General features: G+C 55.9%; 21 protein-coding genes and 1 other annotated feature. Of the genes, 6 read left to right on the forward strand and 15 right to left on the reverse strand.

The features are described from left to right. Positions 1 to 20 precede the first annotated feature (20 nt). Positions 21 to 139: a sequence feature (Thr leader region), on the reverse strand. From thrL to yjjY, 3 genes are all read right to left on the reverse strand, one after another. Next, complete coding sequence (gene thrL / locus KGA69_RS02675; protein ID WP_004222578.1) at positions 78 to 146, reverse strand: thr operon leader peptide; 69 nt, start codon at positions 144 to 146, stop codon at positions 78 to 80. (Overlaps the previous feature by 62 nt.) A 210-nt stretch (positions 147 to 356) precedes the next feature. Next, positions 357 to 1,043 (reverse strand): tRNA/rRNA methyltransferase, encoded by a 687-nt coding sequence (locus KGA69_RS02680; RefSeq protein ID WP_047078009.1) that lies wholly within the window; start codon positions 1,041 to 1,043, stop codon positions 357 to 359. A 395-nt stretch (positions 1,044 to 1,438) separates the two neighbouring features. Beyond that, entirely contained in the window at positions 1,439 to 1,579 is a 141-nt protein-coding gene (gene yjjY, locus KGA69_RS02685; RefSeq protein ID WP_001541509.1) for a YjjY family protein, read from the reverse strand. 95 nt (positions 1,580 to 1,674) lie between these two features. Between yjjY and arcA the strand changes: the two genes are divergently transcribed. Next, on the forward strand, positions 1,675 to 2,391 hold the full coding sequence (gene arcA, locus KGA69_RS02690; protein WP_002887843.1) for a two-component system response regulator ArcA: 717 nt from the start codon (positions 1,675 to 1,677) through the stop codon (positions 2,389 to 2,391). A gap of 65 nt (positions 2,392 to 2,456) precedes the next feature. Here the strand turns inward: arcA and creD are convergent, their stop codons facing one another. The 4 genes from creD to creA are packed head-to-tail and all read right to left on the reverse strand — an operon-like array spanning position 2,457 to position 6,471. Next, positions 2,457 to 3,812, reverse strand: coding sequence for a cell envelope integrity protein CreD (gene creD, locus KGA69_RS02695; protein ID WP_213292780.1), 1,356 nt, complete (start codon positions 3,810 to 3,812; stop codon positions 2,457 to 2,459). 59 nt (positions 3,813 to 3,871) lie between these two features. Then, positions 3,872 to 5,296 carry a two-component system sensor histidine kinase CreC gene (gene creC / locus KGA69_RS02700; RefSeq protein WP_047043913.1) on the reverse strand — a complete coding sequence of 475 codons (1,425 nt, stop codon included), beginning with the start codon at positions 5,294 to 5,296 and terminating at the stop codon, positions 3,872 to 3,874. Then, entirely contained in the window at positions 5,296 to 5,985 is a 690-nt protein-coding gene (gene creB, locus KGA69_RS02705; RefSeq protein ID WP_213292781.1) for a two-component system response regulator CreB, read from the reverse strand. Before creB ends, creC begins: the two co-directional genes overlap by 1 nt. A gap of 12 nt (positions 5,986 to 5,997) precedes the next feature. After that, complete coding sequence (creA, locus tag KGA69_RS02710) at positions 5,998 to 6,471, reverse strand: protein CreA (protein ID WP_020079661.1); 474 nt, start codon at positions 6,469 to 6,471, stop codon at positions 5,998 to 6,000. Between the two features lie 208 nt (positions 6,472 to 6,679). Here creA and robA point away from each other — a divergent pair, with 208 nt between their 5' ends. Next, a complete protein-coding gene (robA, locus tag KGA69_RS02715) occupies positions 6,680 to 7,549 on the forward strand; it encodes an MDR efflux pump AcrAB transcriptional activator RobA (RefSeq protein ID WP_045395899.1) in 870 nt (289 codons plus the stop codon). On the opposite strand, the gene gpmB is transcribed toward robA, so the two are convergent. Beyond that, positions 7,546 to 8,193, reverse strand: a complete 648-nt coding sequence (gpmB, locus tag KGA69_RS02720; RefSeq protein ID WP_015368369.1) for a 2,3-diphosphoglycerate-dependent phosphoglycerate mutase GpmB — start codon at positions 8,191 to 8,193, stop codon at positions 7,546 to 7,548. The genes robA and gpmB overlap by 4 nt on opposite strands. Before the next feature lie 113 nt (positions 8,194 to 8,306). On the opposite strand from gpmB, the gene yjjX reads away from it, so the two are divergent. Continuing rightward, positions 8,307 to 8,822 carry an inosine/xanthosine triphosphatase gene (gene yjjX / locus KGA69_RS02725; protein ID WP_045395903.1) on the forward strand — a complete coding sequence of 172 codons (516 nt, stop codon included), beginning with the start codon at positions 8,307 to 8,309 and terminating at the stop codon, positions 8,820 to 8,822. On the opposite strand, the gene trpR is transcribed toward yjjX, so the two are convergent. Continuing rightward, a complete protein-coding gene (gene trpR, locus KGA69_RS02730) occupies positions 8,809 to 9,135 on the reverse strand; it encodes a trp operon repressor (RefSeq protein WP_015368371.1) in 327 nt (108 codons plus the stop codon). The genes yjjX and trpR overlap by 14 nt on opposite strands. Positions 9,136 to 9,222: 87 nt before the next feature. Next, positions 9,223 to 11,160, reverse strand: a complete 1,938-nt coding sequence (gene sltY, locus KGA69_RS02735; RefSeq protein WP_047043908.1) for a murein transglycosylase — start codon at positions 11,158 to 11,160, stop codon at positions 9,223 to 9,225. Positions 11,161 to 11,379: 219 nt separating this feature from the next. On the opposite strand from sltY, the gene ettA reads away from it, so the two are divergent. Beyond that, the gene (gene ettA / locus KGA69_RS02740; RefSeq protein ID WP_023291900.1) at positions 11,380 to 13,047 is read left to right on the forward strand and encodes an energy-dependent translational throttle protein EttA; all 1,668 of its coding nucleotides are present in this window, start codon (positions 11,380 to 11,382) and stop codon (positions 13,045 to 13,047) included. Between the two features lie 503 nt (positions 13,048 to 13,550). Here ettA and nadR read toward each other — a convergent pair. From nadR to serB, 3 genes are all read right to left on the reverse strand, one after another. Continuing rightward, positions 13,551 to 14,783, reverse strand: a complete 1,233-nt coding sequence (gene nadR / locus KGA69_RS02745) for a multifunctional transcriptional regulator/nicotinamide-nucleotide adenylyltransferase/ribosylnicotinamide kinase NadR (protein ID WP_045395907.1) — start codon at positions 14,781 to 14,783, stop codon at positions 13,551 to 13,553. Positions 14,784 to 14,850: 67 nt separating this feature from the next. Beyond that, positions 14,851 to 16,233: a DNA repair protein RadA gene (gene radA / locus KGA69_RS02750; RefSeq protein WP_015368375.1), complete on the reverse strand. Its 1,383-nt coding sequence runs from the start codon at positions 16,231 to 16,233 to the stop codon at positions 14,851 to 14,853. Between the two features lie 9 nt (positions 16,234 to 16,242). Further along, complete coding sequence (gene serB / locus KGA69_RS02755; RefSeq protein ID WP_015704324.1) at positions 16,243 to 17,214, reverse strand: phosphoserine phosphatase; 972 nt, start codon at positions 17,212 to 17,214, stop codon at positions 16,243 to 16,245. A 104-nt stretch (positions 17,215 to 17,318) separates the two neighbouring features. Here serB and KGA69_RS02760 point away from each other — a divergent pair, with 104 nt between their 5' ends. Together KGA69_RS02760 and lplA are read left to right on the forward strand one after the other, a co-directional pair. Continuing rightward, a complete protein-coding gene (locus tag KGA69_RS02760) occupies positions 17,319 to 17,951 on the forward strand; it encodes a YtjB family periplasmic protein (RefSeq protein WP_015368377.1) in 633 nt (210 codons plus the stop codon). Between the two features lie 17 nt (positions 17,952 to 17,968). After that, the gene (gene lplA, locus KGA69_RS02765; RefSeq protein ID WP_213292782.1) at positions 17,969 to 18,985 is read left to right on the forward strand and encodes a lipoate--protein ligase LplA; all 1,017 of its coding nucleotides are present in this window, start codon (positions 17,969 to 17,971) and stop codon (positions 18,983 to 18,985) included. Positions 18,986 to 19,064: 79 nt separating this feature from the next. Here lplA and deoD read toward each other — a convergent pair whose 3' ends face one another. Both deoD and deoB read right to left on the reverse strand, forming a co-directional pair. After that, the gene (gene deoD / locus KGA69_RS02770; RefSeq protein ID WP_002887789.1) at positions 19,065 to 19,784 is read right to left on the reverse strand and encodes a purine-nucleoside phosphorylase; all 720 of its coding nucleotides are present in this window, start codon (positions 19,782 to 19,784) and stop codon (positions 19,065 to 19,067) included. 197 nt (positions 19,785 to 19,981) lie between these two features. Then, positions 19,982 to 21,205, reverse strand: coding sequence for a phosphopentomutase (gene deoB / locus KGA69_RS02775; protein WP_213292783.1), 1,224 nt, complete (start codon positions 21,203 to 21,205; stop codon positions 19,982 to 19,984). Positions 21,206 to 21,244 lie beyond the last annotated feature (39 nt).

A 21,244-nucleotide genomic window follows, 5' to 3' on the forward strand; every position in this document is an offset into this window, starting at 1 on the left:
TTACCCCTTGATCTCTTGTCAAAAAAAAAGCCCGCACTGTTCAGGTGCGGGCTTTTTTCTGTTGTTTCCTGTACGCGTCAGCCCGCACCGTTACCTGTGGTAATGGTGGTGGTGATAATGGTGGTAATCATGCCGATGCGATTCATGGATGTTGTGTACTCTGTATTTTTATCTGTCTTGTGTCCTGCCTATATTGGTTAAAGTATCTGCCTGCTTAAGTCAACGAATTTCTAAATTGGCGACTTTTCAACCAACACCGTCATTACGCCACAGCGCCCCGATATTTCCGCCGCATTGCCAGACGGTTGCCGTTGAAATTAGTACATTCAACCATAAAAATTACTTATAACAGGATTTTATTCAGATAGTTTTTTTTCAATATCATGCAGCAATCGATGCAACATGGCGGTGTCGCGCTGTTGTAACAGGCCGATCCGCTGCTGTAGCCAGTCGGCCAGTTTTATGTCGTCATCGACACCCAAGCGTCCAAGTAGCGAAAGCGTCCGCTGACGTAGCGCCTGCAATTGTTTTTCGTCGGTTTCAGGCGCCTGAACCGCAGTCTGCTGCTGCAGCGAGCTCAGCTGATAGCAATACACCATTACCGACTGCCCAAGATTCAAGGAGGGATAATCGGCGACCATCGGCACGCCGGTAAGCACATCGGCCAGCGCCAGTTCATCGTTAGTTAATCCGGAATCTTCACGGCCAAAGACCAGCGCCGTATGTTTCATCCATTGCGCTTTTTCTTCCAGCAGCGGTAGCAACTGCTGCGGCGTGGCGTAGTAGTGAAAACGCGCGCGACTGCGGGCGGTAGTGGCGACGGTAAAGTCGACATCGTGCAGGGCCTGCTCAAGCGTCGGATAGGTTTTTATATTATCTAAAATATCTCCCGAACCATGCGCAACCCAGCGCGCGGCAGGCTGCAGATGCGCTTCGCTATCGACAATCCGCAGTTCGCTGAATCCCATGGTTTTCATCGCTCGCGCCGCCGCGCCGACGTTTTCAGCCCTCGCGGGGGCCACTAAAATGATCGATAAACGCATTATGCTTCCCTTATCCACTTACGCGGCGTGACTCTGCGGTCTCCCCCATTTTACGCGGCGAAAATTTACAAATTTGCAACAAAAATCACTAAAAATGAGCTTTATTACTCTTAAAAAAAACTAAACTGTTCACATTGGACACCAATACGGAGTATGTTAACAGAACGCATTTATCCATATGTTTGGCAATGATATTTCAGTTTTCATTTGTCTACGGGCTTTGGATTCATTGCATTTATTAATTCATAGCTGCAACTAATTGAGCTGTGTAAGAAATGTGACGATAAATCGCAAATCGATGCAATGATTTCACAAGACTGTTAACGTGCTACAATTGAACTTGATATATGTCAACGAAGCGTAGTTTTATTGGGTGTTCGGCCTCTCTTAGCCTGTTATGTTGCTGTTAAAATGGTTAGGATGACAGCCGTTTTTGACACCGTCGGGTCCAGAGGGAAAGTACCCACGACCAAGCTAATGATGTTGTTGACGTTGATGGAAAGTGCATCAAGAACGCAATTACGTACTTTAGTCATGTTACGCCGGACATGTTAATTTGTGGCATGTACCAGGCAGGTCAGGGACTTTGGTACTTCCTGTTTCGATTTAGTTGGCAATTTAGGTAGCAAACATGCAGACCCCGCACATTCTTATCGTTGAAGACGAGTTGGTAACACGCAACACGTTAAAAAGTATTTTCGAAGCAGAAGGTTATGATGTATTCGAAGCGACCGATGGCGCGGAAATGCATCAGATCCTGTCTGAAAATGATATCAACCTGGTGATCATGGATATCAACCTGCCAGGTAAAAATGGTCTTCTGCTCGCGCGTGAACTGCGTGAGCAGGCTGACGTCGCGCTGATGTTCCTTACCGGCCGCGACAACGAAGTTGATAAAATTCTTGGCCTCGAAATCGGCGCCGATGACTATATCACTAAACCGTTTAACCCGCGTGAACTGACTATCCGCGCGCGTAACCTGCTCTCCCGTACCATGAACCTGGGTACCGTGAGCGAAGAGCGTCGCAGCGTTGAGAGCTACAAGTTCAACGGTTGGGAACTGGATATCAACAGCCGTTCATTGGTGAGCCCAAACGGCGAGCAGTACAAGCTGCCGCGTAGCGAATTCCGCGCGATGCTGCACTTCTGCGAAAACCCGGGCAAAATCCAGTCACGCGCAGAGCTGCTGAAGAAAATGACCGGTCGCGAGCTGAAGCCGCATGACCGTACCGTGGACGTGACCATTCGTCGCATTCGTAAGCATTTCGAATCCACGCCGGATACTCCGGAAATCATCGCCACGATTCACGGTGAAGGTTACCGTTTCTGCGGCGATCTGCAGGAATAATTCTGGTTATCCCGCAGCTATAATGCAAAAACAGCGCCTTCTGGCGCTGTTTTTTTATGCTACTTTTACTTCCAGATACGTAGCGTGTCGTCATCCTTGCTTTGCGGTTTTTCCGGTTTGCTCTGCGGTAGAGATAAGGCATACCAGTCCACGCGGCGGGTCAGGAACATCAACGCGCACAGCGCCAGCAGTAGTACCCCGGTGCCGAGCAGCAGCGCGCTATCCTCAGAACGCAGCAGTAGCCACATCACGCCATCCAGCAGCAGCAGCGCCACGACGAATAACAGACTATTACGCCACCCTTTCAGTACCGCCTGTAAATAAATACCGTTGATTACCGCGCCAATCAGGCTGGCTATCGCCCAGGCTCGGGTAAAGCCAATATGCTCAGAGAGCGCCAGCAGCACGAGGTAGAACATCACCAGCGATAAGCCGACCAGCAGATACTGCATCGGGTGCAGACGACGATGCGTCAGGCTCTCGAAAACGAAGAAGGCCATAAAAGTCAGTGCGATTAACAGGATGGCGTATTTAGTCGCCCGGTCGGTGAGCTGATATTGATCGGCCTGCGACATCACGTCCACGCTAAAGGCGGGTAAACGCGACCACTCAATATCGGTGTCATCGGCGAAATAGTTGCCCATATTGTTGGCAAACCAACTGCTCTGCCAGTGCGCGCTATAACCCGAGGCGCTCACTTCGCGTTTCGTAGGCAGGAATCTGCCAAGGAATCCTGGATGCGGCCAGTTACTGGTTAGCTGCAGCTCGCTGTTGCGGCCCAACGGTACAACGGAGAAGCCGCCGGTACCGTTAAGATTGAGGGTAAAAGCAATATCCAGCGGTTTATTGTCTGCGTTTAACGCCGGCATCGGCATATGAATACCTACCCCGCCGCCGTTCAATCCCAATCCCGGTTCAACGGTCAGTGCCTTACCGTCAATTACCGGCGCGTTGATCACGCCGATGCCGCGGGCATCGCTCACGCTAAGCACTAAAAACGGTTTTCCTAAATTGATATTTGCCTTTTGCAGCTCTTTCAGCCGCGAAGGATCGAACTGCGCCTGAATTTGCAGGGCATTATGCCAGACCTGCCCACTGTATATGCCGACTTTTCTCGACTCCACATTTTGCACACCGTTAACCGTCAGCGTTTCCGGTAGCCAGTAGTAGATCCAGCGACGCTGATATTCGACCTCTTTTTGGTTCTCCATACGAAATAGCGTCTCGGTCACCGGGATAGCAACCAGCGGCCCCGTCAGCTTTTGTGAACCGCTGGTACTGTGCTCTATCGCATCCACTACATCGCTGCGATAGTCCGCACGCTCGCTAATAAGCGCTCTGACCATCATCAGCGGCACGGACAACAGCAAAATACAGCCCAACAGCGTACTAATTTTCCAGAATAATGGTGATTTCATCATAGCCTTCTCCCTATCGTGATGGGCTCACTGTAGGGCGGCTATGTGCAGTGTGTTTGAAGCTATGTGAAGGGACGGTGAAGTTGTAGCGTCGCGACAACGCCGCCTTCAGGGCGATTACGCAGGCTAATATCACCCTGATGCAGACGCGCCACCTCACGCACAAACGCCAGTCCTAAACCGCTGCTCTTATGGCCATCTTCCCGCGGCAGCGAGTAAAAGCGTTCAAAGACGCGCGCCAGCGCAAAGTCAGGAATACCGCGACCGTTATCCGTCACGCTTAGCTGCGCCTCTTCGTGGCACGTCTCCACCGCCAGAGCGATTTCACCGCCGCGGGGGGTAAAGTCAATCGCATTATCGATAAGATTGCCCAGCGCCTGCGCCAGTAGTTCGCTATCGCCATTCACCGTTACCCCGCTCTTCTGCCAGCGCAGGGTGATGGCTTTCGCCTCCAGAGCAATGTCGCGTTCATCCGCCAGACGTTGGAAAAGCGCATCAACCGAAACCAACTGCGGCGTTATCTCCAGCCGATTTTCCAGCCGCGCCTGTTGCAGCAGTTTTTCCACCAACAGCTGCATGCGGGTATTCTGCGCAAGAATATTTGCCGTGAAACGCGCGGCGACCTCAGGCGGCGGCCCCTCGCGCAAGATCTCTGCCGCACCGCGGATCGCCGCCAGCGGGCTTTTGAGTTCATGAGTGAGATCGTAGACATAGTTTTCGATCGCGTTCTTGCCTTCTAGCTTCACGCGCATGCTCTCCAGCGCCTGCGCCAGCTTGCTTAACTCGCTACTGCCGACGTTCGGCAGAGGCAACGGACGCTCGGCAGTCACCGAATCGGCGTAACGCACCAGTTTGCCAATAGAGAAGTTAATCCACCAGACCATCCCGGCGCCGATCAGTAAAGCAATCCCCAGCAGCGCGCCACCGGCCCACAATATCCGCCGCTCGCTGCGTTTAATCACCGGCGTCATTGCCAGATTAGGTTTACCGACGCTGACCACGCCGATGATACGCCCGTTATCCATCACCGGCGCGGCAATGTACATGACGGAGCTATTATCATCATTGGGGTCACTGCGCGAACTGCGGGCGCCGTACTGGCCGCGCAGGGTCAGCCAGACGTCATTCCAGCGCGAATAATCCTGGCCAACCGCCTCCCCGCTGGAGTCAAACACCACTTTCCCCTGAGCATCCGTCAGATAGACGCGATACTCATTGCGCATTTTCCTGATACCGCTGATATTGGCGTTGATGGGCTGCTGATTAAGCGACTGAAAGGCCTGCGCCAGCCGCCCCTGCTGCGGATTTACCGAAAGAAGATCCTCCCGGGCCAGCGCCGCCAATAGCGTTGCGGTATCGTTAAGCGTGCCTTCCGTTGCCCGGCGCACGCCCGGTTTGACTTCCTGCACAAAGATAGAGAGCACAAACCACGCGGCAATGCCGACAATCAAGAAATACCCCAGTAACAGGCGCATCCCGATACGCATCAATAGCCCCCCAGGCTATAGCCCAGACCGCGATGCGTATTAATCGGGTTAATATCAGGATTCACCGCCCGCAGCTTGGCGCGTAGGGTTTTGATATGGGTATCGACGGTACGATCGATACTCTCGTAAGCATCGCTCCACACTCGCTCCATCAACTGCTGGCGAGAGAACACGCAACCGGGGGCGTTAATGAGGGTTTTCAACAGCAGGAATTCGTAACGCGTCAGGCTCAGCGGTTGACCATACCAGCTAATTGTCATCGCCAGCTCATCCAACACGAACTCGCCAACGCGCACCACCGGCGAAGGGGTAGAAAATTTCTGCAGGCGACGCAGAACGGTACGCACCCGCGCGCAGACTTCGCGCGGCGAAAACGGTTTGGCGATGTAGTCGTCAGCGCCAATTTCCAGCCCCAGCAGCTTATCAACCTCTTCGCTGCGTGCGGTCAAAAACAGTACTGGCAATGCCTGATGGCGCGCCAGCAGTCGTCGGCATAGTTCAAAGCCGCTAATATCCGGCAAGCCGACGTCGAGGATCGCTAAATCCGGGCTCTGATGCAGCGCCGCATCAAGCGCGGGCAACCCGCGCTCGAAGACGGTCACGTCGAATCCTTCCTGCTGCAGCATGTAAACAAGGGTATCGGCGATACTCTGTTCATCCTCAACTAACCAAATCCGTGGCTGTTGCATTGTGACTCCCGTTTATTTATTCCACGGCATGATCGGCACGGCGCTGATGGCATTCTTCGGCGAGCCGTCGACCACTTTATCCGAATAGGTCAGGTACACCAGCGCATTGCGTTTAGCGTCATAGAAGCGTACGACCTGCAGTTTTTTGAACACCAGCGAGGTACGTTTCTGGAATACCACATCGCCCTGGCTTTTGCCGTTTTTGATTTTATCCGTCAACTCAATCGGCCCGACCTGCTGGCAGGAGATGGCGGCGTCTGAGGTATCTTCCGCCAGCCCCAGCCCGCCTTTAATGCCGCCTGTTTTTGCCCGGCTAATATAGCAGGTGACGTTTTGTACATCGGGATCGTCGAAGGCTTCGACCACGATTTTATGATCCGGCCCCAGCCATTTAAATACCGTATCGACGGAGCCGATTTGCTCGGCGTGCGCCAGTTGGCCTGCGGCCAGCAAGAACAAACCTGCCACTAACTTCTTGTATTTCATATTGTTACCATTTCTTAAAATTCCGCTGCGTGATAATCACAAACGCTGTGGAAAAGGTTTAAAGATCACAGCTTTACAAAATTACCAACGATATCCACCAGATAATCGCATTTATAAGCAAAAAAAACACTGAATGCTAAAACATCAAAAAATGCTATTATCCGCTACCTTAATATAGGTACCTGAGTTTAAAGGATGGGGACATTTTATGGATCAAGCTGGGATTATTCGCGATCTCCTGAGCTGGCTGGAAGGTCACCTGGATCAGCCCCTCTCGTTGGATAATGTGGCGGCGAAGGCAGGTTATTCCAAGTGGCATTTGCAACGTATGTTTAAAGACGTCACGGGTCAAGCCATCGGTGCCTATATTCGCGCACGCCGTCTCTCCAAATCCGCCGTGGCGCTACGCCTGACCGCACGCCCGATTCTCGACATCGCGCTGCAGTATCGCTTCGATTCTCAACAGACGTTCACCCGCGCCTTTAAAAAACAGTTTAATTTGACCCCAGCGCTCTACCGCCGTTCTCCGGACTGGAGCTCGTTCGGTATGCGTCCGCCGCTGCGGCTCGGCGAATTTACCATGCCGAAGCATGAGTTTGTGACCCTGAGCACCACGCAACTGGTCGGCGTGACCCAAAGCTATACCTGTAAGCTTGAAGAGATTTCTGAATTCCGTAACCAGATGCGCGTTCAGTTCTGGCGCGAATTCCTCGGTAATGCGCCCAGCATTCCGCCAACGCTGTACGGCCTGCATGAACCGCGTCCAAGTCTGGAAAAAGATGACGAGCAGGAGGTGTTCTACACCACCGCGCTAACGCCGGAGATGGCGAACGGGCACCTGCATAACTCTCATCCGGTGATTCTGGAAGGCGGCGAGTATGTGATGTTCACTTACGAAGGATTAGGCACCGGGCTGCAGGAGTTTATCCTGACGGTATACGGCACCTGTATGCCGATGCTGAACCTCACCCGCCGCAAAGGCCTGGATATTGAGCGCTTCTATCCGGAAGATGATAACCGGAACCAGGCCACGCCAATTCAGCTGCGCTGCGAATACCTGATTCCGATTCGTCGTTAACGCTGTAGTTCGTCCATCGCGGGGGCATCGAGATGCGAAACGTCCCCCGCGGTCTCCACCACCCATCCTGACGCCAGCCACGGGCTCTGCTGATAATCAACGCGTGAAATCGAACAGTTGCGCAGGCGCAGACGGCGCTCCGCATAAGCAGGCAGCCCGAGGATTGTGCTCACCAGACAGCCCAGAGCCATCCCATGACTCACCAGCAGCGGCCGGCTACCTGGCGGTAATTCCAGACAGGATGATAGCGCCGCGCGCATACGCTCGCTCAGCTCCTGCATGGATTCGCCCTGCGGTATGCGCCCATCCGGCGTACCGTTGACCAACTGACGGCGCCAGCCCTCTTCTTCCTCACTAAGCGAGTCGATATGGCGCTTCTCCAGCACCCCCATATCCAGCTCGCGCAGGCGCGGATCGGTAACGACGCCGCAGCCGCAGGCTTCAGCGATAATTTCTGCCGTGCGGCGGGTACGTCCGAGGTCGCTGGCGATAATATGGGTGATCCCCAACGTTCTGGCGCGCTCGCCCACCTGCCATGCCTGGCGCTCGCCGTGAGCGGTCAGTGGGCTATCGGACTGGCCTTGAATACGTCGCTCGGCGTTCCACTGCGTTTCACCGTGGCGAACAAGGTATACCTGTAACATGCTTATTTTCCGTTCTGAACCCTTCATCAATCGACGATCGGCGCTATCGGCTACCGCCAGAGTGATTTAGAGTATACTGCGATGACGTTAATTAATTCTGAGTTGTTTTGATTATGCACCATGTTGTCTCAGCTACCACTAATCCCGCCAAAATTCAGGCAATTCTGCAGGCTTTTAACGAGATCTTCGGCGAAGGATCCTGCCACATTGAGTCCGTCGCCGTCGAGAGCGGCGTGCCGGAACAGCCCTTCGGCAGCGAGGAAACGCGGGCTGGCGCACGAAATCGCGTCGCTAATGCCCGTATCGCGCAGCCGCAAGCCGATTTTTGGGTGGCGATAGAAGCCGGGATCGATGAAGGCAGCACCTTCAGTTGGGTGGTAATTGAGAGCCAGCAGCAGCGCGGCGAAGCGCGCTCGGCAACCCTGCCGCTGCCGGAAGTCATTCTTGCGCAGGTTCGCGCCGGGGAAGCGCTGGGGCCGGTCATGTCGCAGCATACCGGTATCGATGAGATAGGCCGCAAAGAGGGCGCTATTGGCGTCTTTACCGGCGGCAAGCTGACGCGCAGCAGCGTCTACCATCAGGCGGTCGTGCTGGCACTCAGCCCATTCCATAACGCTATTTATCGTTAAGCAGGGTCTGTTCCAGCCACTGGCGTAGCTCTACCGGCGCCGATTTCAGGCTATTCGAACCGCGGGTAATGGTGGCAATACCGGCGCCGAGTTCGTTTTTGAGCTCGCGCTGGCTCATCTCGCCGCGCAGCAACTCTTCAATAATACGCACCCGGGTGCCCAGCGCTTCGCGCTCGTCGGGCGTCAGCATCAGCTGCAGTAACGGCAGGTGAAGGTCTTCGGCGTAAGCTTGCTGCAGCAGCGCCACGAAACGTAGCCACTCCTGATGACGTTGTTCGGCCACGGCCGCTGAATAGGGAGATTGTTGGGTCATGTTACGTCGCCATGTTGAGACGGGCAGCCAGGCTGCCCGTCGAATGTACTCATCAACGAGTACAAAGAATAACATACTTCCGAACAATCAGTAACGCTGTTGCCATTCGGCGTCGCTCAGCAAGTTATCCTGCTTGCCCATAAAGTAGCGGTAATAGGCATCGTAAGAGAGGACGTTTTTTACATAGCCGCGGGTTTCCGAGAACGGAATACTCTCGACAAATGCCACCGCATCGATGCGCCCGGCGCTATTGCCCTGCCAGGTTCGCACGCGTCCAGGCCCGGCGTTATAGGCGGCGGAAGCGTAAATACGGTTATTGCCGAACTGCTGGTAGACGTACTGCAGATAGCTGGTACCAATGTTGATATTGGTTTCCGGATCCAGCAGCTGCGACGGACCGCTATAGCCAGGAATGCTGAACATGCTAACGGTATGCGTCGCGGTGCCCGGCATAATCTGCATCAAGCCGCTGGCGCCGACCGGTGAACGCACTTTCGGGTTCCAGGCGCTCTCCTGACGCGCAATCGCCATCGCGTAGCTCTGCGGAATATCTTTGCCGCTAATATAACGCGCGAACAGATCGTTGTACGCCAGCGGGAAGCGCTCTTCCAGCTGATCCCACAATTTACCGGCGATCGTCGCCTGTACGCTAAGATCCCACCAGTGTTGATCAAAAGCGTAACGCGCCAGCTGCGCCTGCTGCGATTTGGTCCGGCTACTCACCAGGTTCGCCCATTCGCTGCGCGCGGTGTTGTCCATGTTCCAGTACATCAGCTCGCGAACGCGCGCCATCTCAGGGCCAGAGGCCAGCGCCGGGTCGATAGTGCCGGAGGCTTTATCAATGCGGAAGGTGTACTCTTCACCCAGACGCTGAGCGGCAACCATCGGATAGAAGCCGCGCTGCTGCATCAGCGAATGCAAGATGGCTTTCGCTTCGTCATCGCGCCCGCGCTCCAGCAGCAGATCCGCCTGCCAGTAGCGCCACTCGTCTTTCTCTTTCGCCTCCATCGGCAGACGCGCCAGCCAGGTGTTCAGCCCATGACGATCGCCGTTGCCAAGCGCCATACGAACCCGGCGTTCCACAAGCGGGGTCGATTGCGAACGCATGATCGCGTCATCGCGCCACTCCGCCTGCGCTTCGGTCACATCGCTGCCCATCAGACGCCAGGCGACGATATCGCGCAGCTCCTGGGTTTGATCCTCATTCAACTGCTGCGCCTGCACCAGCGATGGGATCATCAGACGGGCGTTTTCCACATCCTGACGCGCGACGCTGGCAAAAGCGACCGCCGCCATCTGGCGGGTAAAGTCGGTGGCCCCGGTGGTGCGGGCAAAGGTCATCACGCTATTGGGGTCGTTGGCCAACGCCACCACCGCCGAAGAGATGCTCTGATAGTTTGACGGCATCTGCTGAGCAAGCACGCGGACCAGGCTGGTATTGCCGGCCTTCATCGCCAGGCGGATTCGTTCGAGATAGGCCAGTGGATCCTGCTGCCCGGAATCGCGCCATGCGCTGAACAGCGGATCGCAGGCATTTGGCTGGCTCTTACCAGTCAGCCACAGCTCTTTCGCCCCGCTCCACGCCTCCTGCGACTGGCCGACGCTGAGTTTGGCGTAGTAGTAGTTACACTGCGCTTCGGTTGTCGCCGGTTTATCCGGGCTGAACGCCAGTAAGCCTCGCCAGTCGGTGCGCCGCGCCAGCTCATTAACAAAGCGTGATTTCAGCGAACGCGCCGCCGGTAGCGTCGGGTTCGCCGCAATGAAATTAGTGACCACCAGCGGCGGCTGGTTCATCAGGTCATCGGTAATTTGTCGATATTGCAGGTAGGGATACAGCGGATAGCTGCTGAGCGTGGGCATCAACTGGTTGACGACATCCATCTGGCGGTTGTCCCACGCCTGTTTAATTTGAGCATAGCGGCTGCGCTGTTCATCCAGTGAATCCGCATGCGCCAGCTGGCTTAGCGTCAGCAGACTCACGCCGGCAGCCAGAAGACGCCATGCCGTAGTTTTGGCTTTTTCCACAAGCTCTTCCTCTAGTTTGGTGCATCACCGCGGCATCGTGCCGCTTCAAAAAAATCAGGTATTGCTTAGTTATGCTAATCAGACAACTGAAAACATGCCATGTCCTGAACATTTTTTTACGCTTCTGTGAATCCTGTCGCCTCGCTGGGATTACCGCGCGAAAAAGGCTACACTTCGCCTTTGAACTATCTATCAGAATAGAAAGAGGCGAAGTCCAACGTGGCTCAATTCGTTTATACCATGCATCGTGTCGGCAAAGTGGTTCCGCCGAAACGTCATATTTTGAAAAATATCTCCCTCAGTTTCTTCCCTGGCGCGAAAATCGGTGTTCTCGGTCTGAACGGCGCCGGTAAATCTACCCTGCTGCGCATCATGGCCGGTATCGACACCGAGATCGAAGGTGAAGCGCGCCCGCAGCCCGGGATCAAAATCGGCTACCTGCCGCAGGAGCCGCAGCTGAATCCGGAGCACACCGTACGCGAATCCGTTGAAGAAGCGGTCGCCGAAGTGGTTAACGCGCTGAAAGGCCTGGACGAAGTTTATGCCAAATACGCCGAGCCGGATGCCGACTTCGATAAGCTTGCCGCGCAACAGGGCAAGTTCGAAGAGATCATCCAGGCGCACGACGGCCATAACCTGAACGTGCAGCTGGAGCGTGCGGCCGATGCCCTGCGCCTGCCGGACTGGGATGCGAAAATCGCCAATCTTTCCGGTGGTGAACGCCGCCGCGTCGCACTGTGCCGCCTGCTGCTGGAAAAACCAGACATGCTGCTGCTCGACGAACCGACCAACCACCTCGACGCCGAGTCCGTCGCCTGGCTGGAGCGCTTCCTGCACGATTTCGAAGGCACCGTAGTGGCGATTACCCACGACCGTTACTTCCTCGATAACGTCGCCGGCTGGATCCTCGAGCTTGACCGCGGCGAAGGTATTCCGTGGGAAGGCAACTACTCCTCCTGGCTGGAGCAAAAAGATCAGCGTCTGGCGCAGGAAGCTTCTCAGGAAGCCGCACGCCGCAAATCTATCGAGAAAGAACTCGAGTGGGTTCGCCAGGGCGCGAAAGGCCGTCAGTCTAAGGGCAAAGCCCGTCTGGCGCGCTTTGAAGAGCTTAATAACGTCGAATACCAGAAACGTAACGAGACCAACGAACTGTTCATTCCGCCAGGAGCGCGTCTGGGCGATAAAGTTCTGGAAGTCAGCAATCTGCGCAAATCTTACGGCGACCGCGTACTGATTGACGATCTGAGCTTCTCCGTACCGAAAGGCGCTATCGTTGGTATCATCGGTCCGAACGGCGCGGGTAAATCTACCCTGTTCCGCATGATGTCCGGCCAGGAACAGCCTGATTCCGGCACCATCACGCTGGGTGAAACCGTTAAGCTGGCCTCTGTCGATCAGTTCCGTGACGCGATGGACAACAGCAAGACCGTTTGGGAAGAAGTGTCCGGCGGCCTGGATATCATGAAGATCGGCAACACAGAGATGCCAAGCCGCGCCTACGTTGGCCGCTTTAACTTCAAAGGCGTCGACCAGGGCAAACGCGTTGGCGAGCTGTCCGGCGGTGAACGCGGTCGTCTGCACCTGGCAAAGCTGCTGCAGGTCGGCGGTAACGTACTGCTGCTCGATGAACCAACCAACGACCTGGATATCGAAACCCTGCGCGCGCTGGAAAACGCCCTGCTGGAGTTCCCGGGCTGCGCCATGGTTATCTCGCACGACCGCTGGTTCCTTGACCGTATTGCGACCCACATTCTGGATTACCAGGATGAAGGTAAAGTTGAGTTCTTCGAAGGTAACTTTACCGAGTACGAAGAGTACAAGAAACGCACCCTCGGCGCCGATGCGCTGGAGCCGAAGCGTATCAAGTACAAACGTATCTCAAAATAAAATACAAAAAGGCAACGCAAGTTGCCTTTTTTAGTGTTTGCTCCCTCTCCCAATGGGAGAGGGCCGGGGTGAGGGTAAGGTAAATGCAAAAAGGCAACGCAAGTTGCCTTTTTTAATGTTTGCTCCCTCTCCCATTGGGAGAGGGTCGGGGTGAGGGTAAGGTAAATGTAAAAAGGCAACGCAAGTTGCCTTTTTTAATGTTTGCTCCCTCTCCCATTGGGAGAGGGCCCGGGTGAGGGTAAGGTAAATGTAAAAAGGCAACGCAAGTTGCCTTTTTTAGTGTTTGCTCCCTCTCCCATTGGGAGAGGGTTGGGGTGAGGGTAAGGTAAATGCAAAAAGGCAACGCAAGTTGCCTTTTTTAGTGTTTGCTCCCTTTCCCATTGGGAGAGGGTCGGGGTGAGGGTAAGGTAAATGTAAAAAGGCAACGCAAGTTGCCTTTTTTAGTGTTTGCTCCCTCTCCCATTGGGAGAGGGTTGGGGTGAGGGCTACAGCCCGCAGAGCCTCTACCCCTGCTCGCCCATCAGCTGCTTCACCAGCTCAACGCAGCGCAGGAACCGGGCGTCGTAATCCGACTCTTCCACGTGCACGAACTCGATGCCGTTTTCTTTCAGCAGTGACACCAGCAACGTCTGAAACTCTTTGCGATCTACCGAACTACCGAGGCTACGCAGCCCATCGGCCACCCAAGGCGTGTTGTTCTCCAGCAGGATCACCAGATCAAAGCGGTATTCATCGATTAACGCCTGCACGAACGGATGCTCGCGGCCTTCGTACTTCAGGCAGAAGGCCTGAGTGCTGACGAAGTCGGTATCGATAAACGCCACCTTATTGGCATACTTCACCGCGAAATCAATGTACTGTGCGTGCCCCAGCGCGATTTTATCGTAATCGGAATACTGCAACGCCATTTCATCGCCGCCGAGGTGTGAAAAGACGTAATCGCGGCCGTATTCCCAGGCGCTGGTGGTATTGAAGATATTGGCGAGCTTATTCACCAGCGTCGATTTACCGCTCGACTCGCCGCCTAGGATCGCCACCGTACGCACAAAGAACGGTTTTACTTCGGTCGGAATATATTCCCAATAGCGGAACGGGTTTTCGCGGATCTGGCCGCCGCTGATACTCATGAAGGTTCGCTTCGGATCGATAAGCACGGTTTCGATCCCCAGATGCTCCAGATACTGCGGCGCATCGGCCTCTTCCGAGGTGTAGATCCAGTTAGGTTCGATCCCTTTCTCGCTCATGAAGGCGCGGATCCCGCGGCTCCAGACGTCCCAGCCGTGCGGGTACGGCTCCATCCCCTCTTCGTTGAAGGCGTGGATGCGAATGTTTTTTTGATATTTAAAGGTTTGCAGCAGCCAGCGCAGACGATCGGGAACCGTCGGCTGTTGCGACATGGCGCTCTCCTCGAACAGCTCGCGGTCACGAGTGTCGTCATAGCCCATGATGATATGAAGCTCATCGACCTGGCTACAGGCGCGCTGAATCAGGTAAATATGCCCGGTATGCAGCGGATAAAATTTACCAAAAACCACCCCGACGCTTTTCTGTTTGCGCGGGAATTCAAGGCCGAGGAAGCGGTGTAAGGCTTCGAGCTTCTGGGCGCTCGGGCTTTTGATTTTCGCGTTTAATAGCTGACTGAGATAACCTTTGGTCATCCCGCTGGCTTCCGCCACCTGCTGCAGCGTACAACCCTTTTGCTTAATGGCGTTTTTCAGATAGTCGAATGACGACATAGTTTATGCGTGCCTCCTGCAAACTCGGGTTTGATACCCGTCATACCCTGAAGTATGACGGGTATCATTATAAGTCGTCAAAAACGCTCAGCGCATCGGCCAGTTTTTTCACGCCAAAGATTTGCATCCCTTCCGGCGCTTTTTTAGGCACGTTTGCCGCAGGTACGATGGCGCGACGGAACCCGTGCTTCGCCGCCTCGGAAATACGTTCCTGGCCGCTTGGCACCGGGCGAATTTCACCGGCTAATCCGACTTCGCCAAAGACCACCAGATCCTGCGGCAACGGGCGATCGCGCAGGCTCGAAACCATCGCCAGCAGCAGCGCCAGGTCGGCGCTGGTTTCAGTGACTTTGACCCCGCCAACCACGTTAACGAAGACGTCCTGATCGGCCATCTGCAGGCCGCCATGGCGGTGCAGCACCGCCAGCAGGATCGCCAGACGGTTCTGCTCCAGGCCTACCGCGACGCGACGCGGATTAGACATCATCGAGTGATCGACCAGCGCCTGGATCTCAACCAGCAGCGGACGGGTGCCTTCCCATACCACCATGACCGAGCTGCCAGAGGTGACTTCATCGCCGCGGCTGAGGAAGATGGCGGAGGGGTTGCTGACTTCGCGCAGGCCCTGCTCGGTCATCGCGAAGACGCCGAGTTCATTGACCGCGCCAAAGCGGTTTTTATGGCTGCGCAACGTGCGGAAACGGGAATCGGCATCGCCGTCCAGCAGCACCGAGCAGTCAATACAGTGTTCCAGTACTTTCGGACCGGCCAACGAGCCGTCTTTGGTGACGTGGCCAACCATCACAATCGCCACGCCGCGAGTTTTGGCAAAGCGCGTCAGATAGGCCGCGGTTTCGCGTACCTGGGCCACGCTCCCCGGCGACGACTGGACATCAGCCATATGCATCACCTGGATGGAGTCGATGACCATCAGCTGAGGCTTTTCTTCATCGGCGATCTGACAGATTTGCTCGATGCTGGTCTCCGAGAGCATATTCAGATTCGCCGTCGGCAGCCCGAGACGATGCGCGCGCATCGCGACCTGCTGCAGGGATTCTTCCCCGGTGACGTACAGCGTTTTCATTCCTTCCGCCAGCTTGCAGAGGGTTTGCAGCAGCAGCGTCGATTTCCCGGCGCCGGGGTTGCCGCCGATTAGAATGGCGCTACCCGGTACCACGCCGCCGCCGAGCACGCGGTCGAACTCTTTAAATCCGGTGGAGAAACGCGGCAGCGCCTCCAGGCTTATCTCCGACAGCTTCTGTACCTTCGACACGCCGGCATTACCGGCGTAGCCTGACAGACGCTCGTTTCTCGCCACCTGCGGCGAGGCGGCGATGCGCATCTCGGTGATGGTATTCCAGGCATGGCATGCGCTGCACTGCCCCTGCCAGCGCGGATAATCCGCACCACATTCATTACAGACAAATGCGCGTTTTGGAGCTTTCGCCACGTTAACCTCTTACTTTTGATTCATGCTGCCGGAGAGAATACAGAATACCCCCATCAGGTCAGCGTGGCGGATGGTGACTTCCGCCTGTTCATTGACTTTTGGTTTCGCATGATAGGCAATGCCGAGGCCTGCCGCCTTGATCATCGGCAGATCGTTGGCGCCATCGCCAATCGCCACGGTTTGCGCCGGCGGAATCTCATATTTTTCCGCCAGTTTACGCAGAGTATTGGCTTTATATTTGGCATCGACAATGTCGCCGATAACGTTGCCGGTGAGCTTGCCGTCCATGATTTCCAGCTCGTTGGCGAATACCGCGTCGAGATGCAGCTTATCGCGCAGGTATTCGGCAAAGAAGGTAAAGCCGCCGGAGGCGATGGCTACCTTCCAGCCCAGCGTTTCCAGCTTCAGCACCAGTTGCGTCAGCCCCGGCATCAGCGGCAGCGCTTCCCGCACCTGCAGCAGGATGTTCGCGTCGGCGTCTTTCAGGGTGGCGACGCGCTGGCGCAGGCTGGCGGTGAAGTCGAGCTCGCCGCGCATCGCGCGTTCGGTCACTTCCGAAACCAGCTCGCCGGTGCCGGCAAGCTTAGCAATTTCATCAATACATTCGATCTGAATCGCCGTGGAGTCCATATCCATCACCAACAGGCCCGGCGTGCGCAGATGCGGGATTTTGCCCAGCGGCGCGACGTCCAGCCCGGCTTCATGGGCCAGGCGCGTGGCGCGCTGCGTCAGCGAGCCCGCCAGACGGATCACCTGATAGTCTTCCACGACCCAGGAAGAGACGATAACCAGCGCCGCGCCGAGTTCGCGCTGCCACGCCGTCAGCCGACGTTTATCGAGACCGCGACCATACAGCAGCCAGCCGCTGCGCCCGGCGTGATAATCCAGCGGCATGACCTCGTCGCCGCTCAGGGAAAGCGGCAACCCAGGCCACAAGGAAACATCTTCGGGCAGGTCGCACCAGGTCAAACTGTTAGGCATTACGGCTCCACATCTCTTCATTCAGGCGAGGAAAATAACGCATGAGGCTACCTTGTAACCAGCGCTTCTGGCAACATTAAGCTGCAAATTTTCAAAGGTGGAATATGGTACGAGCAAAACTGAAATTCCGACTGCATCGCGCCGTCATTGTTCTGATCTGTCTCGCGCTTCTCGTCGCGCTGATGCAGGGCGCCTCGTGGTTCAGTCAGAATAGCCAAAAGCAGCGTAATCCGCAGCTGGAAGAGCTGGCGCGGACGCTGGCGCAGCAGGTTACGCTGAACCTGGCGCCGCTGATGCGCAGCGAAACGCCCGACGAAAAGCGCATTACCCGCTTGCTGGAACAGCTGACGGATAAAAGTCGGGTGCTCGATGCCGGGGTATATGATGAACAAGGCGATTTGGTGGCTCGCTCCGGCGAAAGCGTTGATGTGCGCGACCGCCTGGCGCTGGATGGCAAAAAAGCCGGCGGCTACTTTAACCAGCAAATCGTCGAGCCGATCCTCGGCAAAAACGGCCCGGTCGGCTATCTGCGCCTGACGCTGGATACCCACACGTTGGCGACCGAGGCGAAACAGGTGGATAATACCACCAATATCTTACGCCTGATGCTGCTGTTGTCGCTGGCCATCGGCGTGGTGCTGACCCGCACGTTGCTGCAGGGCAAACGTACCCGCTGGCAGCAATCGCCCTTCCTGCTCACCGCGAATAAGCCCGTCCAGGACGAAGATAAAGATTAACCAGACAAGGATATCCTATGCCGACGCTCCGCCTGCTGCTCTCCGACTCCTACGACCCCTGGTTTAACCTCGCGGTCGAAGAGTGTATTTTCCGCCAGATGCCGGCCACCCAACGGGTGCTGTTTCTGTGGCGCAACGCCGACACCGTCGTTATTGGTCGCGCGCAGAATCCGTGGAAGGAGTGCAATACCCGGCGCATGGAAGAAGATAACGTGCGGCTGGCCCGGCGCAGCAGCGGCGGCGGCGCGGTATTCCACGACCTCGGCAACACCTGCTTTACCTTTATGGCGGGTAAACCGGAATACGACAAAACCGTCTCCACCGCTATCGTGCTGGCGGCGTTGAATTCGCTCGGCGTAACGGCCGAAGCCTCCGGGCGCAACGATCTGGTGGTCAAAACCGACAACGGCGACCGCAAGGTGTCTGGATCCGCCTATCGCGAAACGATGGACCGCGGTTTTCATCACGGCACCCTGCTACTGAACGCCGACCTAAGCCGTCTCGCTAACTACCTCAATCCGGACAAGAAAAAGCTGCAGGCCAAAGGCATTAGCTCGGTGCGCGGGCGCGTAGCGAACCTGGTTGAACTCCTACCGGGCATTACCCATCAGCAGATTTGCGAAGCCATTCAGGAGGCATTTTTCAGCCATTACGGCGAACGGGTAGAGGCGGAAGTCATTTCGCCGGACAACACGCCGGATCTGCCGAATTTTGCCGAGACCTTCGCCCGCCAGAGCAGCTGGGAGTGGAACTTCGGCCAGGCGCCCGCTTTCTCCCACCTGCTGGATGAGCGCTTTCGCTGGGGCGGCGTCGAGCTGCATTTTGACGTCGAGAAGGGCCATATCACCCGCGCCCAGGCTTTTACCGATAGCCTGAATCCGGCGCCGCTGGAGGCGCTGGCGGCACACTTAGCCGGCTGTCAGTATCGGGCGGAGGTCCTGCAGCAGCAGTGTGAGGCGTTGATTAGAGATTACCCTGAGCAGGAAGCGGAACTGAAAGAACTGTCGGCGTGGATGGCTGGCGCGGTGCGCTAATAAAAAAGCCCGCTGCGCTTAGCGGGCCTGGGAAACCGTAGGCCGGGTCAGGCGAAGCCGCCACCCGGCACAACAGGTCTTACTCTTTATCGCCCAGCAGTACGGATTCCAGCGCGATTTTGATCATATCGTTGAAGGTCGTCTGACGCTCAGCGGCAGTGGTCTGCTCGTGGGTACGAATATGATCGGAAACGGTGCAGATAGTCAGCGCTTTCGCGCCGAACTCCGCCGCGACGCCATAGATGCCGGCCGCTTCCATTTCCACGCCCAGAATGCCGTATTTTTCCATCACGTCGAACATAGACGGGTCCGGCGTATAGAACAGGTCAGCAGAGAAGATGTTGCCGACGCGCGCGTCAACGCCCAGCGCTTTCGCCGCGTCTACCGCGTTACGCACCATGCCGAAATCAGCAATCGCCGCGAAATCATGGTCTTTGAAGCGCAGACGGTTGACTTTAGAGTCGGTGCACGCGCCCATGCCGATAACCACATCACGCAGTTTGACATCTTCACGTACCGCGCCGCAGGATCCAACGCGGATGATTTTTTTCACGCCGAAATCGGTGATCAGCTCTTTGGTGTAGATAGAGCAGGATGGGATACCCATACCGTGGCCCATCACGGAGATTTTGCGGCCTTTGTAGGTACCGGTGAAGCCCAACATGCCGCGCACGTTGTTTACTTCACGCACGTCTTCAAGGAAAGTTTCGGCAATGTGCTTCGCGCGCAGCGGGTCGCCCGGCATCAAAACTACGTCAGCGAAATCGCCCATTTCTGCGTTAATGTGTGGGGTAGCCATCGTTTTATCCTTATATAAATTGTTCGTGCCTGATGGCGGCTACGCCTTATCAGGCCTACAAAACGTATTCAAATACCCTAAGGATTTCGCGTTGTAGGAAGGCGACGAATTCGTGAATCCCCGGGAGCATAGATTAACTATGTGACCGGGGTGAGCGAATGAAGTCAACGCATCTACAGCGCGAAAGACAACGGGTATCACAGCATGTTTTTACCGTATTCCATTGGCGACGTACCAAAGTATGTCGCCAGCGTCTGGCCGATATCGGCGAAAGTTTCGCGGTGGCCTAACGAACCCGGCTTCACTTTCGGGCCGTACACCAGCACCGGAATGTGTTCGCGGGTGTGGTCGGTACCGGTCCAGGTCGGGTCGCAGCCGTGGTCGGCAGTGAGGATGAGAATGTCGTCTTCCCCAACCAGCTCCATCAGCTCCGGCAGACGACGGTCGAACAGCTCCAGACCCGCCGCGTAGCCAGCGACGTCGCGACGGTGGCCCCAGGAGGAGTCAAAATCGACGAAGTTAGTGAAGACGATAGTCTCGTCGCCCGCTTCCTTCATCTCTTTGATGGTCGCGTCGAACAACGCGTCCAGCCCGGTGGCTTTCACTTTCTTAGTGATGCCGCAGTTGGCGTAGATGTCGGCGATTTTACCCACGGAAACCACGTGGCCGTTTTTCTCGTCGACCAGCTTCTGCAGCACGGTCGGCGCCGGCGGCTCGACCGCCAGATCGTGACGGTTACCGGTACGCTGGAAGTTACCGGCTTTGTCGCCAACAAACGGACGAGCAATCACGCGGCCAATGTTATAGCCGCCTTCGGTCAGTTCTTCACGGGCGATTTCGCACAGCTCATACAGCTTGTCGAGGCCGAAAGTCTCTTCGTGACAGGCGATCTGGAATACCGAGTCAGCAGAGGTATAGAAAATCGGTTTCCCGGTTTTCATATGCTCTTCACCCAGCTGGTCCAGAATCACGGTACCGGAAGAGTGGCAGTTGCCGAGGTAGCCCGGCAGGTTCGCGCGCTTAACCAGTTTATCCAGCAGTTCCTGCGGGAAGCTGTTTTCATGATCGCTGAAGTAACCCCAGTCAAACAACACCGGCACGCCGGCGATTTCCCAGTGGCCAGACGGCGTATCTTTACCGGAAGAGAGTTCATGCGCCCAGGCGTAAGCGCCAACGACTTCAGCATTACCGTCCATACCGGCGGCAATTTTACCGGTAGAACCTTCATGCGCTTTCACCAGGCCCAGGCGGGTCAGGTTAGGTAAATTCAACGGGCCTTTACGACCATTGTCAGCTTCACCTTTGGCGCAGGCTTCCGCAATGTGGCCCATGGTATCGGCGCCCACATCGCCAAAGCGGTCAGCGTCTTCCGTTGCGCCAATCCCAAAGGAGTCCAGCACCATAATAAATGCACGTTTCATCTTGTTCTCCATACATCATGCGCTGCAAAAAAGCGATCA

Source organism: Klebsiella sp. A52, assembly GCF_018388785.1.
GTDB lineage: Bacteria > Pseudomonadota > Gammaproteobacteria > Enterobacterales > Enterobacteriaceae > Klebsiella > Klebsiella aerogenes.